This window comes from Bradyrhizobium sp. AUGA SZCCT0176 (assembly GCF_018130145.1).
In the GTDB taxonomy this organism is placed as follows: Bacteria; Pseudomonadota; Alphaproteobacteria; order Rhizobiales; family Xanthobacteraceae; genus Bradyrhizobium.
Map to the genome: position 1 here is coordinate 430,277 of NZ_JAFCMB010000002.1, position 16,564 is coordinate 446,840.

Below are 16,564 nucleotides of genomic sequence, written 5' to 3' on the forward strand. Positions count from 1 at the left end.
GTATTATTTCGCCTGCTCGAGTTTCAAAGCCTTGTTGGGGTCGTACCACCAGTTCTCCGGCGCCCCGGTGCCTTGCGCGTAGCGTGCCGGCTTGAGCGGGTGGTCAAATTGATCCCAATAGGCGATCGGGTGGTTGGTGCGAAACCACTGCGGCACCCAATAGCGGCCGGCCCGAAACACCCGATCGAGCGCACGGCACGCGATCGTCAGATCGGCACGCGTTTCGGCGCCGATGGCCTTGTCGACCAGCGCGTCGATTGCAGGATTGGCTACTCCGGCCAGATTGTACGATCCCTTGGTGGCCGCCGCATGCGATGTGAAGTAAGGCCGCAGGCTGTCGCCCGGCGTCGGCGACATGCTCAGGCGCATCGTCGTCATGTCGAAGTCGAACGATTCCACGCGAGCGCGATACTGCACGGCATCGATCAGCCGGATTTCTGCCTCGATCCCGAGCAGTTCCAGGTTCTTGATGAAGGTCGCGTGATGCGGCTTGAACGAGGGCTCGTCGAGCAGAAACTCGATCTTCAAGACCTCGCCGTTCGGCAGCAGGCGCTTGCGGTCCTTCACTACAAGTCCCGCGTCCTGCAGCAACTGCCCGGCCTTGCGCAGCAAGGTGCGGTCCTGGCCGGAGCCATCCGACACCGGCGGCACGAACGGCTCACCGAACACTTCGTCGGGCACCTGCCCGCGGAACGGCTCGAGGAGCTTCAGCTCTTCAGGCGACGGCAGCCCGGTCGCCACCATGTCCGAATTCTGGAACGGCGAAACCGTGCGCGCATAGGCGCCGTACATCACGGTCTTGTTGGTCCATTCGAAATCGAATGCGTTGATGACCGCTTCGCGTACCCTGGGATCCCTGAGCTTGTCGCGACGGGTGTTGAAGAACCAGCCCTGTCCACCCGAGGGCAGTTCATCCGGCAGGGTCTCGCGCTTGACCCGACCGTCCTTGATCGCGGGAAAATCGTAACGGGTGGCCCAGATGCGCGCCGTGAATTCCTCGCGGTAGAGATAATTCTTGCCGGTAAAGCCTTCGAACGCGACATCGCGGTCGCGATAGAATTCATAGCGCACGGCGTCGAAATTGTAGCTGCCGCGGTTGACGGCCAGATCGGCCGCCCACCAATCCTTGACGCGCTCGTACTCGACGAACCGGTTGATCTCGTATTTGCCGACCTTGTACGGTCCCGAGCCGAGCGGGATATCGGTGGTCGATTCCTCGAATGACCGCGTCGCGTAATAGGCCTTGGAGAAGATCGGCAGGCTCGCGACATAGAGCGGTACGTCGCGCGCGCGGTTTGGTGCAAACATCACGGCCACCGTCGCATCGTCGAGCGCCTCGGCCTTCACCATGTCGCGCAGTTGGACCACAATCAGCGGGTGGCCTTTTTCCTTCAGCGTGTTGAGCGAGAAGGCGACGTCATGCGCCGTCAGCTTCGAGCCATCGCGAAAGCGAGCCTCGGGACGCATGGTGAAGCGGTAGGTGAGCTTGTCGGACGAAATCCACACCGACTTCGCCGCAAGGCCATACATCGCGTCGGGCTCATCATTGGCGCGCGCCATCAGCGCGTCAAAGGTCAGCTCCATGCCCTTGGCGCCTTCGCCCTTGAGGACGAAGGCGTTGAACGAATTGAACGTCTGGAAGGACTGATTGTAGGCGCGGGTGGACGGGATCGTGGAAAACAAGCCACCCTTCGGCGCATCCGGATTGACGTAGTCGAAATGCTTGAAGTCAGCCGGGTATTTCAGGTCGCCGAAGACCGACATGCCGTGCATCTCGGTGCCACCATTGTCGGCGGACACGGGACGAAATTGTGCTGCACTCAGGGCTAGAACGCCGAGGCCGAGCGCCCGGCGGCGAGACAACAGCGGCCCGCGCATGATTCGGTTCAAGATCGACCACCCGTCTTGGCCGCCTTGGCTGTGTCCCACCACCACAGCGTAGGAAAGCCCGTGACCCCGTATTTGGGCAAAGGCTCCGGACGACTGAAACGGTCCCAGCGTGCGGCGCGTTGAAATCCGCCGGCGAATTGCGGGACGACGTAGGCGTTCCAGAGCAAGACCCGATCCAGCGCCTTGCAACTCGCGACCAGGTCGGCGCGGTCCTTTGCAAAGATAATGCGCTCGATCAGGGCATCGACCGCGGGATTCTTGATGCCGGGAATATTGCGCGAACCGGGCCGGTCCGCGGATTCCGACCCGAAGAAATCGCGCTGCTCGTTGCCCGGTGACAGCGACTGTCCCCAAACGGTCGTCACGATGTCGAAGTCGAAACTGCGCAAGCGGTTCTGGTATTGCACGCTGTCGACCGTGCGGATGTTCACGGTGATGCCGAGCCGCTCAAGGTAGGGCTTGTAGAAGAGGATACTGCGCTCGTCACCCTGGGCCTGGCTCAGGAACTCGACGCTGACGGGCTGACCTGCCGCATCGACCAGCTTGCGATCGCGCGTTTCAAACCCTGCTTCCTTGAGGAGGCGCGTGGCTTCACGAAGATTGTTGCGAGCCGCGTCGTCATTACCGCCAACCGGATTCTTGTACGGCGTCGTGAACAGTTCGGCAGGCACCTTGTCGCGCAGCGATTCGAGAATTTTCAGTTCCGCGCCTTCCGGGAGACCAGTGGCCATGAATTCGGCGATACCGTCGAAATAGCTGTTGTCGCGGTGGTATTCCCCGTTCGAGAGCAGTCGGTCCGACGTCTCCCAATCGTAGGCAAAATTGAAAGCACGGCGCAGCCTGACATCGGCAAATAGCGGCCGGCGAAGGTTGAACGCGTAACCCTGCATCCCCCCCGAACTCGAATTGACGAATTTTTCCTTGATGACCCGCTTGTCGCTCACCGCGGGAAAATCGTAGGCGGTCGACCATTGTTTGCCGCTACGCTCTGTAAACCAGTCCAGCTGGTCGCCCTTGAAAGCCTCGCGTCCGACGGTATCGTCGCGAAAGAATTCATACCGGATCTGTTCGAAATTGTTCTTTCCGACCGATACCGGAACGTCCTTGCCCCAATAGTCGGGGACGCGCTCCAGCACGACCGATCGGCTCGCGACAAATTCCTTGACGCGATAGGGTCCCGACCCCAGGGGAATCTCCAGCGTGGTCGCGGTCACGTCACGCTTGCGTCCCTGGGGGTCATTTCCTTCCCACCAGTGCTTGGGCAGCACGGGAAGTTCGCCGGCAATGCTTGGCAGCTCGCGATTCCCGGGACCATCGAAGGTAAACTTGATCTCACGGTCGCCGACCTGCTCGGCCTTGACGATATGCTGGTAGTACGTGCTGTACATCGGACTGTTCTTTTTCATCACCTCGAACGAGTAGATGACATCATCCGACGTCACGGGCTTGCCATCGTGCCAGCGCGCGGCCGCGCGCAATCGGTAGATGACATACGAAAAATCGTCGGGGTAGGCGGCAGCCTCCGCGAGCAATCCGTAGGCGGTCGACGGTTCATCGAGCGACCGGGTCGTCAGTGTCTCGGAGATCAGCCTGACCCCGTCAGCCAGTGATCCCTTCAGCCCATCGACCACAAGATTGAAGTTGTCGAAGGTGCCGAGTTCGAACATGCGGACGACGCCGCCCTTGGGCGCGTCGGGATTGACGTAGTCGTAACGTTTGAAATCGGCGGGGTATTTGATGTCGCCAAAGGTCGATACGCCGTGCCGCCATTTCAGTCCGTCCGGCGCGGATTGCGCATGCGCCGTTCCGATCGCGGAAACATTTGTGTTGAGCCCCAGCGCCGGAGCCATCGCGGCGACCGCGCCGCCTTGCAGGAGATGTCGTCGGGTGATCGCCAAAGGCAGAATTCCTGTTGCTGAGAAGCGCTACTGAGGACCCAATATAAGGCAAGGGTTCGGCAAATTACGTTGCTTTTTCCTCATGATATCAACCGTGGAACAACGCCGGTGCGGCGAAACGTCCCGATAACAACAACGCGATCATCATACGCAAACGGCCAGGCAATGCCTGGCCGTCGTGCCGCAGAAGTCCGTGCAGGACTGTCGAAACGTTATTTCGCCGCCGTCGGCAGCGGGACCGGCTTGTCCGCCAGCGTGGCCAGATAAGCAATCACGTCGGCGCGCTCGCTGTCCTTGGTGATACCGGCAAAGCCCATCGCGGTGCCGGGAATAAAGCCCTTCGGATTGGCGAGGAACTTGTTGAGGTCGTCAAAGGTCCAGGTGCCACCCTTGCCCTTCATCGCGGCCGAGAAGTTGAAGCCGGCTTTGCCCTCGCCCTTCTTCTCGTTGATGACGCCGAACAGGTTCGGACCGACACGGTTGGGGCCACCCTTTTCGAAGGTGTGGCAGGCCGCGCACTTCTTGGCGGCGCCGAGGCCCTTTTCAACCGAAGCGGTCTGCAGCAATTTCTCGATCGGCTCGGACGGCGCCGCCGCTTCCTTGGCTCCGCCGGACGCGGCTTCCTTCACGGCAATCTCGAAGCCCGGCTTTTCCGGCAGATGGGGCGCGAAAATCGCGTTGGCGGCAAAGCTCGTCACCAGGACGAGAATGCAGGTGGCGAGAATGGCGCCGATGATCTTGTTGAGTTCGAAGGAGTCCATAGTGGCTCAGGCTCCAGGCCTTAAAGGATCGACTTAAAGGCCGGCAAAACGGCCGCGGTTTAGCCTCAGGAATCAGGCTTTCGCGCCGCACCCTCAGCAGGGTTGAGATATCGGTTTGCCCGGGCTCTGGCAACCCGTATAAACGCCCCGACTTTCCGCCAATCCCCATTATTTCCGGCCTGTTTTCGCTAGCCCGTGACCTCGCGCCCGATGACCGAAACCCGCAACCTGGTGCTGATTCCCGCCCGCATGGCCGCCACAAGGCTGCCCGGCAAGCCGCTATTGGATATCGGCGGGGTGCCGATGATCGTCCATGTGCTGCGGCGGGCGGAAGCCGCCAACATCGGCCGGGTCGCGGTCGCCACCGACACGGCGGAAATCGCCGCCGCCGTGACGTCCCATGGCGGCCTGGCCGTCATGACCCGCCCCGAACACCCTTCGGGATCGGACCGGATTTACGAGGCACTGAGAACCCTCGATCCCGAGGGCAAGGTCGAGATCGTGGTCAATCTGCAGGGCGATTTTCCAACCATTTCGACCGACAACATCCGCGACGTGCTGCCGCCGCTTGCCGACCCCGCGGTCGATATCGCAACGCTGGCGGCCGAGATTCACACCGAGGAAGAAGCCAACAATCCGAATGTGGTGAAGGCGGTCGGCTCGCCGATCGCCCCGCGAAGGTTGCGCGCGCTTTATTTTACACGGGCAACGGCGCCCACCGGCGTCGGGCCGCGCTACCATCATATCGGCCTCTACGCCTACCGCCGCGCTGCGCTGGAGCGTTTTGTGGCGCTGCCGCCCTCGCCGCTCGAACAGCAGGAGAAACTCGAGCAGCTCCGGGCGCTGGAAGCCGGCATGCGGATCGACGTCATGATCGTGGACACGGTCCCGCGGGGCGTCGATACCCCGGCCGACCTCGAAACCGCCCGCCAGATACTGGCCAAAACCTGAACGGCTGATACAAGGCCCCCAGAAAGACGACATGACAAGCAAGCTGAAAATCGCGTTCCAGGGCGAACCAGGGGCCAACTCCCATATCGCCATTGTCGAGGCCTATCCGGACGCCGAGCCGTTGCCGTGCCCCACCTTCGAGGACGCGCTGGCCGCGATCGCCTCGGGGGATGCGGATCTGGGGATGATCCCGATCGAGAATTCGGTCGCCGGCCGCGTCGCTGACGTCCATCATCTCTTGCCGCAGTCCGGACTGGTCATCGTCGGCGAATGGTTCTTGCCGATCCATCACCAAATGATGGCGCCGCGCGGCGCCAAGCTCGCGGATATCAAGACCGTCGAGAGCCACGTCCACGCACTCGGCCAGTGCCGGCGCATCATCCGCAAGCTCGGCATCAAGCCGATCGTCTCGGGCGACACCGCAGGCTCAGCCCGCATCGTCGCCGAACGCGGCGACAAGAGCTGCGCGTCGATCGCGTCCCGGCTCGCCGCCGAGATCTACGGCCTCGATATCCTCGCCGAGGACGTCGAGGACGAAACCCATAACACCACGCGCTTCGTGGTGCTGGCACGCGAGGCCAAATGGGCTGAAGCGGGATCGGGGCCGCTGGTCACCACTTTTGTTTTCCGGGTGCGCAATTTGCCCGCCGCGCTCTACAAGGCGCTCGGCGGCTTTGCCACCAACGGCGTCAACATGACCAAGCTGGAAAGCTACATGGTCGACGGCGAATTCTCCGCCACGCAATTCTACGCTGATGTCGACGGCCATCCCGAGGACAAGGGCCTCGCATTCGCGCTGGAGGAGCTGAAATTCTTCTCGCGCGAATTCCGCATCGTCGGCGTCTACCCGGCGCAACCGTTCCGCCTGACGTTTAGTGAGGCGGCGGATTGAGGTTCTCACCATGTCGTCCCGGCCTTGAGCCGGGACCCATAACCACAGGGTGTGGTTGTTTGAAGTAGATGTCTACCCGCGGTTCTTCGACACGACCGCTGCGGCGTATGGGTCCCGGCTCAAGGCCGGGACGACAGGCGTTACGCCGCCTCTTTGCTGCTGAGCCCGAACGCATCCGCGAGCAGGCTATACGATTTCTTGCGCGCGCCGTGGTCGTAGACCGCGGTGATGATCATCAGTTCGTCCGGCTGGCTTGCCGTGATCATCGGCTGCAGCTTGGCCATCAGCGTCGCCGGGCTGCCGACGAACAGCCGCGAGCGGTTGCGCGTGATCGAGGCCCGCTCCGCGTCCGAATAGGGATAGGCGAGCGCCTCCTCGACGCTCGGCAGTGGCAGATACTGGCCGCGGTCGCGGCGCAGGCGATTGAGATCCATCGAGGAGGCGAGCTTTTCGGCCTCCGCGTCGGTTTCGGCGGCAACGGCTGCGATCGCCAGAATGCCGTGCGGCGCCGGGCGCCAGCCCGATGGCTTGAAGCGCGCGCGGTAATGCGTCATCGCCTCGATCGCGTCATAGGAAGCGAAGTGATGTGCGAACGCGAAGCCCATGCCGACCTGGGCGGCGAGTTCCGAACTGTAATCGCTGGAGCCAAGCAGCCAGATCGGCGGCAGCGGCGAGTCGTCCGGCATCGCCACCACGTTGTTGTAGGGATGGCCGGCCGGGAAATCGCGGGTCTCCCACAGGATCAGCTCCTGCAGCCGTTCGAGGAAATCGTCGCCCTCGCGTTTATCGAGCCGGCTGCGCAGCGCATACGCCGTCGCGCCGTCGGTGCCCGGCGCGCGGCCAAGGCCGAGATCGATGCGGCCGGGGAACAGCGCCTCCAGCATCTTGAAGCGTTCGGCGACCACCAGCGGGGCGTGATTGGGCAGCATCACGCCGCCGGAGCCGACGCGGATGTTTTTCGTCACCGCCGCGATCTGTCCGATCATCAGATCGGGCGCGGGGCTCGCGACCGAGGCGAGGTTGTGATGCTCGGCGAGCCAGTACCTGACATAGCCGAGCCCGTCGACATGGCGTGCCAGATCGATGCTGTTGCGCAAGGCCGCTGCGGGTTTGGTGCCTGTGGTGACAACGGAGAGGTCGAGGACTGAAAGCGGGATCATGGCGCTAAGCTAGTGCGGCAGGTGGAAGCGACAAAGGCCCGGCGCGCGCAGATCAGGCCCGCGCTTCCGGGGACGGAGATCAGGACTCGACGGTTGTTTGGTGGGACACGATACAATACATCGGATCGCTATCCATCCTGCCCACAAACTGGTTCAGCGACGGGCAGGAGCTCCACGGGCGCATGCCATTGTATTATCTACTATTTTTTACAACATCTCTGAGAATCCTGCTGCCCATCACCCTGTTGTAACGACCTTAAATTTCGATATTAATGTAATAATTGGGCAAATTCCCATCTCTGATGGGCTATTGGGACGGCCTCGTTTGGCCTATTTTAGCTGATGGCCGCTAGGCCTGATGCCCGTCCGCCTGTGGAGCCTGTGAGTGCCATGACCGAAGTTACGTCCGCCGCGTCCAACAGTCACCGCGCGCTGCAATCGCCAAAAATCTCCTTTGAGTTCTTCCCGCCGAAAACCGAGGAGATGGAGCGCTCGCTCTGGGAAACCATCAACCGGCTGGCGCCGCTTGCCCCCAATTTCGTCTCGGTGACCTATGGCGCCGGCGGGTCGACGCGCGAGCGCACCCACGCGACCATCGCCCGCATCCTGAAAGAGACCAATTTGACGCCGGCCGCGCATCTGACCTGCGTCGGCGCGCCGAAGGGCGAGATCGACGACGTGGTCGCGCGCTATCACGAGATCGGCGTTCGCCACATCGTGGCGCTGCGCGGCGACCCCACGACCGGCATCGGCACCGCCTACAACGCGCATCCCGACGGCTATCAAAGCTCGCCCGACCTGATCGCCGGCATCAAGAAGCGCTACCCCGATTTTGAAATCTCGGTCTCGGCCTATCCGGAGAAGCATCCGGAGAGCCCTGATCTCGACGCCGACATCGATACGCTTCAGGCCAAGGTCGATGCCGGTGCGGCGCGCGCCATCACCCAGGTGTTCTTCGATAACGACCTTTATCTGCGTTACCTCGATCGCGTCCGCGCCCGCGGCATCAACATCCCCGTAGTGCCCGGCATCATGCCGATGCACAATTTCAAGCAGGCGCGCAACTTCGTGACCCGCGCCGGCACCACCGTGCCGTCCTGGCTGGCGGACAAATTCGAAGGGCTCGACGACGACGCCGAGACGCGAAAGCTCGTCGCGGCCACCGTTGCCGCCGGGCAGGTGCAGAAGCTGGCAAAACAGGGCGTCGACACCTTTCACTTCTACACCATGAACCGCGCGGACCTTGTGTTCGCGATCAGCCATTTGCTGGGCATCCGTCCCCATGGCGCACAGAAAGCTGCCTGATCCGATGACCGTAGCTGTGTCCCCGAAGCGAACCGCCCTGCTCGCGGCTGCCCGCGAACGCATCCTGGTGCTCGACGGCGCCATGGGCACCATGATCCAGGGCCTGCAATATGACGAGGCGGCGTTCCGCGGCGAACGCTTCAAGGATTTCCACCGCGACGTCCGCGGCAACAACGATTTGCTGATCCTGACCCAGCCGCAGGCGATCGAGGACATCCACGCCGATTATTTGCGCGCCGGCGCCGACATCGTCGCGACCAACACCTTCTCCTCGACCTCGATCGCGCAGGCCGATTACGACATGTCGGATCTGGCCTACGAACTCAACCGCGATGGCGCGCGGCTCTGCCGCAATGCGGCCGAACGCGTCACCGCCGAGGACGGCAAACCGCGCTTCGTCGCCGGCGCGCTGGGGCCGACCAACCGCACCGCCTCGATCTCGCCTGACGTGTCCAACCCCGGCTACCGCGCCGTCACCTTTGACGATCTGCGCAAGTCCTATGGCGAACAGATCAACGGCTTGCTCGACGGCGGCGCCGACCTGCTGCTGGTCGAAACCATTTTTGACACACTGAACGCCAAGGCGGCGCTCTACGCGATCTCGGAAATCTGCGAGCAACGCGGCATCGACGTGCCCGTGATGATCTCGGGCACCATCACCGACAAATCCGGCCGTCTCCTCTCCGGGCAATTGCCGGAAGCGTTCTGGAATTCGGTGCGGCACGTCAAGCCGATCACGATCGGCTTCAACTGCGCGCTCGGCGCCGAGGATCTGCGCGCCCATATCGCCGATATCGGCCGCGTCGCAGATACGCTGGTGTGCGCCTATCCCAACGCCGGCCTGCCCAATGAGTTCGGCCAGTATGACGAGAGCCCGGAATTCATGGCCGGACTGATCGGCGAGTTCGCAGCTGCCGGTCTCGTCAATATCGTCGGCGGCTGCTGCGGCACCACGCCCGCCCACATCGCGGCGATTGCGGCGGCCGTCGCCCCGCACAAGCCCCGAATCGTTCCCGAGATCGAGCCGCGTCTGCGGTTGTCCGGCCTGGAGCCGTTTGAGCTCACGCCCGCGATCCCGTTTGTAAACGTCGGCGAGCGCACCAACGTCACGGGTTCGGCGAAATTTCGCAAGCTGATCACCGCCGGTGACTACACCGCCGCGCTTCAGGTCGCGCGCGACCAGGTCGAGAACGGCGCCCAGATCATCGACGTCAACATGGACGAAGGCTTGCTGGATTCCGAAGCCGCGATGGTGACGTTCCTCAACCTCGTCGCCGCCGAGCCCGATATCGCCCGCGTTCCTGTGATGGTGGACTCCTCGAAATTCAGCGTGATCGAAGCCGGCCTGAAATGCGTTCAGGGCAAGCCGGTGGTGAATTCGATCTCGATGAAGGAGGGCGTGGAGAAATTCATCCACGAGGCCCGCATCGCGCAGCGCCATGGCGCCGCCGTCGTGGTGATGGCGTTCGACGAGGTGGGACAGGCCGATACGTTTGCGCGCAAGACCGAGATCTGCAAACGCGCCTATGACATCCTGGTCGATCAGCTCGGCTTCCCGCCCGAGGACATCATCTTCGACCCGAACATCTTCGCGATCGCAACCGGGCTCGAGGAGCACAATAATTACGGCGTCGACTTCATCGAGGCGACGCGCTGGATCCGCAAGAACCTGCCGCATGCGCATATTTCCGGCGGCGTCTCCAACCTGTCGTTCTCGTTCCGCGGCAATGAGCCGGTGCGCGAGGCGATGCATTCGGTGTTCCTGTATCACGCCATCAAGGCCGGCATGGACATGGGCATCGTCAATGCCGGGCAGATGATCGTCTATGACGATATCGACCCCGAGCTGCGCCAGGTCTGCGAAGACGTCATCCTCAACCGCGACCCCGGTTCTTCCGAGCGGCTGCTGGCGCTGGCGGAGAAATTCCGCGGCAAGGAGAAGCAGACCAAGGAGCAGGATCTGGCGTGGCGCGAATGGCCGGTCGAGAAGCGGCTTTCCCACGCCCTGGTGCACGGCATCACCGAATATATCGAGGCCGACACCGAAGCGGTGCGGCAGACCGTCGAGCGGCCGCTCAACGTGATCGAAGGCCCGCTGATGGACGGTATGAACATCGTCGGCGACCTCTTTGGCGACGGCAAGATGTTCCTGCCGCAGGTGGTGAAGTCCGCCCGCGTGATGAAGCAGGCGGTGGCCTATCTGATGCCATTCATGGAAGAGGAGAAGGCGCGCAACCTCGCTAATGGCGTCACCAGCAACGGCGGCCGCAACGCCGCGGGCAAGATCGTGCTCGCAACCGTGAAGGGCGACGTCCACGACATCGGCAAGAACATCGTCGGCATCGTGCTGCAATGTAACAATTTCGAGGTGATCGACCTCGGCGTCATGGTGCCCGCATCCAAGATCATCGAGACCGCCAAGGCCGAGGGCGCCGACATTATCGGGCTCTCCGGCCTGATCACGCCCTCGCTGGACGAGATGAGCTTCCTCGCCGGCGAGATGCAGCGGCAGGGCATGAACATGCCGCTGTTGATCGGCGGCGCCACCACCAGCCGTGTTCACACCGCCGTCAAGATCGACCCGAACTACAAGGGCGGCCCGGTGGTACATGTCAACGACGCCAGCCGCGCTGTCGGCGTGGCGTCGTCGCTGCTGTCGCCGGACCGCCGCGAGGCCTATGCCGCCGACATCAGGACCGAATACGCCAAGATTTCCGCGGCGCATTTCCGCGCCCAGGCCGACAAGAAGCGGCTGAAGCTGGCGGATGCGCGCGCCAACGCCGTGAATATCGACTTCGCCAAGACGCCACCGAAGAAGCCGGCGTTCCTGGGCATCCGTAGCTTTGACGCTTACGACCTTGCGGAGCTCGCCGAATACATCGACTGGACGCCGTTCTTCCAGACCTGGGAATTGACCGGGCGTTTTCCGGCTATTCTCGACGATCCCAAGATCGGCGAAGTCGCCCGCTCGCTCTATGACGACGCGCGCAAGATGCTCGATCTCATCGTCAAGGAGAAATGGTTCACGGCGCGCGCCACCATCGGCTTCTGGCCGGCCAACGCTGTCGGCGACGACATCAAGGTGTACGCCGACGATGCCCGCAAGACCGAGATCGCGACCTTCCACACGCTGCGCCAGCAGCTGGAGAAGCGCGAAGGCCGCTTCAATTCGGCGCTGTCGGATTTCATCGCGCCGGTCTCCTCCGGCGTGCCTGATTATATCGGCGCCTTCGTGGTCACCGCCGGGATCGGCGAGGACGTCGTTGCCGACCGCTTCAAGAACGCCAATGACGACTACTCCTCGATCCTGTGCAAGGCGCTGGCCGATCGTCTGGCCGAGGCCTTCGCCGAACGCATGCATGCGCGCGTGCGCCGGGAATTCTGGGGCTATGCGCCGGACGAGACGCTGGCGCCGGATCAGCTGATCCTTGAACAATATGCCGGCATTCGCCCGGCGCCCGGCTATCCCGCGCAGCCCGATCACACCGAGAAGGCGACGCTGTTCCGGCTCTTGGACGCTGAGAATACCGCGGGCGTGAAGCTCACCGAGAGTTATGCGATGTGGCCGGGCTCGTCGGTGTCCGGGCTTTATTTCAGCCACGCCGAGAGTTTTTACTTCGGCGTCGGCAAGATCGAGCGCGACCAGGTCGAGGACTATGCCGCGCGCAAGGGCATGAGCGTCGCCGAGACCGAGCGCTGGCTGGCCCCGGTGTTGAATTACATTCCGTCGCAGGACCAGCCGGCGGCACCGGCGCCGGCGCCGATCGCAGCCGTTCCCGCCAACGACGTCGCCTCGCATCCGCCCGGCTGCACCTGCGCGGTGCATCTGGCGTATCGCAAGAAGGCGGTGGGGGCGTAGCGGTTTATTCACCCTCCCCTGGAGGGGGAGGGTAAGAAAGCTCCTCACCATCGTCGTCATCACCGGGCTTGACCCGGTGATCCATCTTCAGGAGACTCTTGCGAAGGTTGATGGATGCCCGGATCAAGTCCGGGCATGACAGAGTGTGCCGAGGCCCCATGAAATTCTTCTCCTTCTGGCGATCGCTGGCGAGCTTTCGCGTTCGCATCGCGCTCAATCTGAAGAACCTCCCCGCCGAAGTCGTGTTCGTCGATCTCGACGCCAACGCGCAGCGCGGCGAAGAATATCGCCGCGTCAATCCGCAGATGGCGCTGCCGTCGCTGGTGCTGGATGACGGCACCGTGCTGTTCCAGTCGCTCGCGATCCTCGAATATCTCGAGGAGACGCACCCCGCCCCGCCACTGCTGCCATCCGATCCGCGCGGCCGCGCCCGGGTGCGCGGGCTCGCGCAAATGGTCGCCTGCGAAGGCCATCCGCTGCTGACGCCGCGGGTGCGCCGCTATCTCGATCACGAACTGAACTTGCGCGACACCCAGCAGGCCGCATGGCGGCGGCACTGGACGGTCGAGACGCTGGCGGCGTTGGAAGGCCATCTCGCCGGCCACAAGGAGACCGGTCGCTTTTGTCATGGCGATGCGGCTGGCATGGCCGACATCTGCCTGGTCACCCACGTCACCGCCGCGGTCAATCAGCAGATCGACCTTGCGCCCTATCCGGCCGCGAAGCGCATCTTCGAGACCGCGATGGCACTGCCGGAATTTGCAAGCGCGCATCCATCGATGCAGCCCGATACGCCGGAGGCGATGCGGAAGAAGGGGTAGCGGGCACACTGTCTCATCACCACCACTCGTCGTCCCGGCGAACGCCGGGACCCATACGCCGCAGCGGCTGTTGTTTGCAGAAGGTCTCTAACGCCAGCGCTCTAATCGATGGGCCGCGGCGTATGGGTCCCGGCTCAAGGCCGGGACGACAGCATTGTTGTTGCTGCACTGAACACACCTTCGCGATCTCGCGGCCTGCGACGCCCGAGCTTTGCCAGAAACTTCCTTACCCTCCAATGAGAGGGCGCAGGGAAGACCGGGTGCGCGCTGCACCCGCGGTCTCGTGTGCGGTTAGCACAGAAAAGTGTGCACACGAGCATACAGGGCAGCGGTGAACACCCGGCCTTCCCTGCGCAATGGCTTTACGGCTTATGCCGTGATCTCCCCGGAGACGAGTTCTAGGTTGACTCCGTCGCTATCGTTTCCGCTCACGCTTCTCCGACAGCTTGACGCCGGCAACGGGCGCCAGGACCACACGGTTTTGCCGTACGCCTAATCCACGCCGTCGTCAGACGTGAACAAGCGTCCACCGCATCCCGCCGCGCGTTCGTGACGTGCGCACGCCCCTCTTGTCGGGCGGGACGCGACGATTCAAACCGCTGATTTGCCCGACGAGGGAAGCGGAATTTTGCCCGTCGGGTTAATTTGTCGCAGCGCGATCACTTACCCTCCCCTGGAGGGGGAGGACCCCTCCAGGGGAGGGTAAGAAAGAAGCTCATCCCTTCTGCAAGATCTCCGGGAACGGTGGTAAGACCTCGCAGTACGGATCGAACTTCCGTCATTTTTGACCGCCATGATAGGATCGGTAGTTTATACGAAGCGTGCCCTCGGAGGCCCGCGATCATTGATTTCAGATCGGCGGTTTTCGGTATGCGAATAAAAAACGCCGCGGCACTGTTTGCCATCGGATTTTTGTCCGTCAGTTTTTGGCTGCCAGACAGCGCGAGATGCCAAACCTCGCTTGCTCCACCGCTTTCGCTTGCCCGGCCGGCACCATCGCCGGACGAGGCTGTGCCGCCGCCTCCGGCTGTCATCCTGGCTTCGCCGCCAGCGGCAGCCGAGGACGCGCCTCTACCGAGGGCAACCGCCAAGCGAGCGCCGCCGCCGGTCGCCAGGGACGTGTTCCCGCCAACGGCAACCGAGGACGCTCCTCCACCAAAGCCAACCGCCAAGCGCACGCCACCGCCGGTGGCCAGGGACGTGTTCCCGCCAGCGGCAACCGAGGACGCTCCTCCACCAAAGCCAACGGCCAAGCGCGCGCCGCCGCCGGTGGCCAGGGACGCGTCACCGCCAGCGGCAGCCGAGGACGCTCCTCCACCGAGGGCGACCGCCAAACGCGCGGCGTCGCCGGTCGCCAGCGACGCGTTCCCGCCAGCGGCAACCGACGAAGCTCCTCCACCAAAGCCAACGGCCAAGCGCGCGCCGCCGCCGGTGGCCAGGGACGCGTCACCGCCAGCGGCAACCGAGGACGCTCCTCCACCGAGGGCGACCGCCAAGCGCACGGCGCCGCCGGTCGCGAGGGACACACCTCTGTCGAAACCGGCCGCCGATCACGATGGCTTCACCACCAGCATCGAAGACGAACCGGCTCCAACGTTACCCGTCAGCCCACGCGCAGCCAAACGGTCGAAGCCCATGAAAGAGCCCGATAGCATCGCGGGTCAACCGTGGGCCGATTCCGCGGAAGATGTGCAACTCAGGCGCAAACTGACGATCTGCCGCGACTGCAAATAATGGCGCCCGGATGGGCAGCGAGCTTCACCCCTTCGGCGGATCGAGCCGCTGCAGAATTTCCTGGAACGGCGGCAGCGCTTCGCAGCGCGCGGCATGGGCTTGCAGCGCCGGATAGCGCGCATCGAACAGCGCGGGATGCGCTTCGCTGATGAAGCGCAACGCGCAGGCCACCATGATATCGGCGTGGCCGATGCGTTCCCCGAACCAGTATGGCGTCGGTATCGGCTCGCGCTCTTTCTCCAGCATCTCGAGCACGCCGCCGATCTGCGTCTGGCAGCGCTCGACCCAGAGTGCGAGCTGTTCCTTGCGCAGCACCCGCTCATAGATCAGGCTGACCGCCTTGTCGGCGAGGCCACTGCCGAGCGCGCATATCCGCAACTGCCGACGGCGCGTCTCGCCGCGCCCGGCCATCATCGCCGCTTCCGGGCCGACCAGCTCATCGAGCGCATCCAGGATCGCGGTGCTCTCGATGACAGCCTCGCCGCTGGCGAGCACCAAAGTCGGCACCCGGCGCAACGGATTATACGGCGCGATCTTGTCGGCATCGCCGAAGGTCGACCACGGCCGGTGCTCGAACGGCAAGCCATACAGCCGCAGCGCAATCGCGACGCGGCGGACAAAGGGGGAGTCGTATTGGCCGATCAGGAACATGTTGCCGTTGCGTCCTTTCCGCTGTTCGTCATGGCCGGGCATAGTAGTCTGCCTTGCGCAGACTGCGTACACTTGTCTGCGCTCCCGGCCATCCACGTCTTTCTTACTGCCAGACCTTAAAGACGTGGATGCCCGGATCAAGTCCGGGCATGACATTCGAGACCGAAGGAACGACATGCGACCATCCCTCGCCGTCCTCACACTGTCAGTACTATTCACTGGCGCAGCCAACGCCCAAAGCGGCCCCGTCGGCTTCCAGTCGCCATCGAAAAACATCGCCTGCGCCTATTTCGACTATGACAAGCAGAACACGCTCCGCTGCGACATCATGGAAGCCACCGTGACGGCGCACCGGCCGGCCGATTGCGATCTCGAATGGGGCAAGGCGTTCGAGATGCGATCCAGGGGCAGCGCCGTGCGCCTCTGCTACGGCGATACAGTGATGGACCCCAAGATGCCGATGCTGGCCTATGGCGAGATCTGGCAGCGCGGCGGATTCACCTGCACGTCGGAGCAGACGGGCGTGACGTGTTTCAACGCGGACAGGCGCGGGTTTTCGCTTTCGCGGGCGAAGCAGGATTTGTTTTGACTCCAAGCATCACTCCATCGTCATGGCCGGGCTTGACCCGGCCATCCACGTCT

The 16,564-nt window shown here is 63.2% G+C and carries 11 protein-coding genes; 6 read left to right on the forward strand and 5 right to left on the reverse strand.

Annotated features, from left to right (window positions below):
* Positions 1-3: 3 nt before the first annotated feature.
* From JQ600_RS07100 to JQ600_RS07110, 3 genes are all read right to left on the reverse strand, one after another.
* Complete coding sequence (locus JQ600_RS07100) at positions 4-1,878, reverse strand: extracellular solute-binding protein (protein ID WP_212390168.1); 1,875 nt, start codon at positions 1,876-1,878, stop codon at positions 4-6.
* A gap of 8 nt (positions 1,879-1,886) precedes the next feature.
* Positions 1,887-3,788 (reverse strand): extracellular solute-binding protein, encoded by a 1,902-nt coding sequence (locus tag JQ600_RS07105; RefSeq protein WP_212390145.1) that lies wholly within the window; start codon positions 3,786-3,788, stop codon positions 1,887-1,889.
* A gap of 212 nt (positions 3,789-4,000) precedes the next feature.
* On the reverse strand, positions 4,001-4,549 hold the full coding sequence (locus JQ600_RS07110) for a cytochrome c family protein (protein ID WP_212390144.1): 549 nt from the start codon (positions 4,547-4,549) through the stop codon (positions 4,001-4,003).
* A gap of 210 nt (positions 4,550-4,759) precedes the next feature.
* Between JQ600_RS07110 and JQ600_RS07115 the strand changes: the two genes are divergently transcribed.
* Together JQ600_RS07115 and JQ600_RS07120 are read left to right on the forward strand one after the other, a co-directional pair.
* The gene (locus JQ600_RS07115) at positions 4,760-5,500 is read left to right on the forward strand and encodes a 3-deoxy-manno-octulosonate cytidylyltransferase (RefSeq protein ID WP_212267021.1); all 741 of its coding nucleotides are present in this window, start codon (positions 4,760-4,762) and stop codon (positions 5,498-5,500) included.
* Positions 5,501-5,531: 31 nt separating this feature from the next.
* A complete protein-coding gene (locus JQ600_RS07120; protein WP_212390143.1) occupies positions 5,532-6,392 on the forward strand; it encodes a prephenate dehydratase in 861 nt (286 codons plus the stop codon).
* 140 nt (positions 6,393-6,532) lie between these two features.
* Here the strand turns inward: JQ600_RS07120 and JQ600_RS07125 are convergent, their stop codons facing one another.
* Positions 6,533-7,552, reverse strand: a complete 1,020-nt coding sequence (locus JQ600_RS07125) for an LLM class flavin-dependent oxidoreductase (protein WP_212390142.1) — start codon at positions 7,550-7,552, stop codon at positions 6,533-6,535.
* A gap of 390 nt (positions 7,553-7,942) precedes the next feature.
* On the opposite strand from JQ600_RS07125, the gene metF reads away from it, so the two are divergent.
* The 3 genes from metF (at position 7,943) to maiA (ending at position 13,537) form a co-directional block, all read left to right on the forward strand.
* Complete coding sequence (gene metF, locus JQ600_RS07130) at positions 7,943-8,857, forward strand: methylenetetrahydrofolate reductase [NAD(P)H] (RefSeq protein WP_212267014.1); 915 nt, start codon at positions 7,943-7,945, stop codon at positions 8,855-8,857.
* A gap of 4 nt (positions 8,858-8,861) precedes the next feature.
* Positions 8,862-12,716 carry a methionine synthase gene (gene metH, locus JQ600_RS07135; protein WP_212390167.1) on the forward strand — a complete coding sequence of 1,285 codons (3,855 nt, stop codon included), beginning with the start codon at positions 8,862-8,864 and terminating at the stop codon, positions 12,714-12,716.
* Between the two features lie 158 nt (positions 12,717-12,874).
* Positions 12,875-13,537, forward strand: a complete 663-nt coding sequence (gene maiA, locus JQ600_RS07140; RefSeq protein WP_212390141.1) for a maleylacetoacetate isomerase — start codon at positions 12,875-12,877, stop codon at positions 13,535-13,537.
* A gap of 1,758 nt (positions 13,538-15,295) precedes the next feature.
* Here maiA and JQ600_RS07145 read toward each other — a convergent pair.
* Positions 15,296-15,922, reverse strand: a complete 627-nt coding sequence (locus JQ600_RS07145) for a glutathione S-transferase family protein (RefSeq protein WP_212390166.1) — start codon at positions 15,920-15,922, stop codon at positions 15,296-15,298.
* Positions 15,923-16,097: 175 nt separating this feature from the next.
* On the opposite strand from JQ600_RS07145, the gene JQ600_RS07150 reads away from it, so the two are divergent.
* Positions 16,098-16,511, forward strand: a complete 414-nt coding sequence (locus tag JQ600_RS07150; RefSeq protein ID WP_212390140.1) for a DUF6636 domain-containing protein — start codon at positions 16,098-16,100, stop codon at positions 16,509-16,511.
* Positions 16,512-16,564: the final 53 nt, after the last annotated feature.

Coding starts and splice junctions, on each gene's coding strand:
- JQ600_RS07115 (WP_212267021.1), top strand. CDS start 4,760: ATGACCGAAACCCGCAACCTGGTGCTGATTCCCGCCCGCATGGCCGCC.
- metH (WP_212390167.1), top strand. CDS start 8,862: ATGACCGTAGCTGTGTCCCCGAAGCGAACCGCCCTGCTCGCGGCTGCC.
- metF (WP_212267014.1), top strand. CDS start 7,943: ATGACCGAAGTTACGTCCGCCGCGTCCAACAGTCACCGCGCGCTGCAA.
- maiA (WP_212390141.1), top strand. CDS start 12,875: ATGAAATTCTTCTCCTTCTGGCGATCGCTGGCGAGCTTTCGCGTTCGC.
- JQ600_RS07145 (WP_212390166.1), bottom strand. CDS start 15,922: ATGTTCCTGATCGGCCAATACGACTCCCCCTTTGTCCGCCGCGTCGCG.
- JQ600_RS07150 (WP_212390140.1), top strand. CDS start 16,098: ATGCGACCATCCCTCGCCGTCCTCACACTGTCAGTACTATTCACTGGC.
- JQ600_RS07110 (WP_212390144.1), bottom strand. CDS start 4,549: ATGGACTCCTTCGAACTCAACAAGATCATCGGCGCCATTCTCGCCACC.
- JQ600_RS07120 (WP_212390143.1), top strand. CDS start 5,532: ATGACAAGCAAGCTGAAAATCGCGTTCCAGGGCGAACCAGGGGCCAAC.
- JQ600_RS07100 (WP_212390168.1), bottom strand. CDS start 1,878: ATGCGCGGGCCGCTGTTGTCTCGCCGCCGGGCGCTCGGCCTCGGCGTT.
- JQ600_RS07125 (WP_212390142.1), bottom strand. CDS start 7,552: ATGATCCCGCTTTCAGTCCTCGACCTCTCCGTTGTCACCACAGGCACC.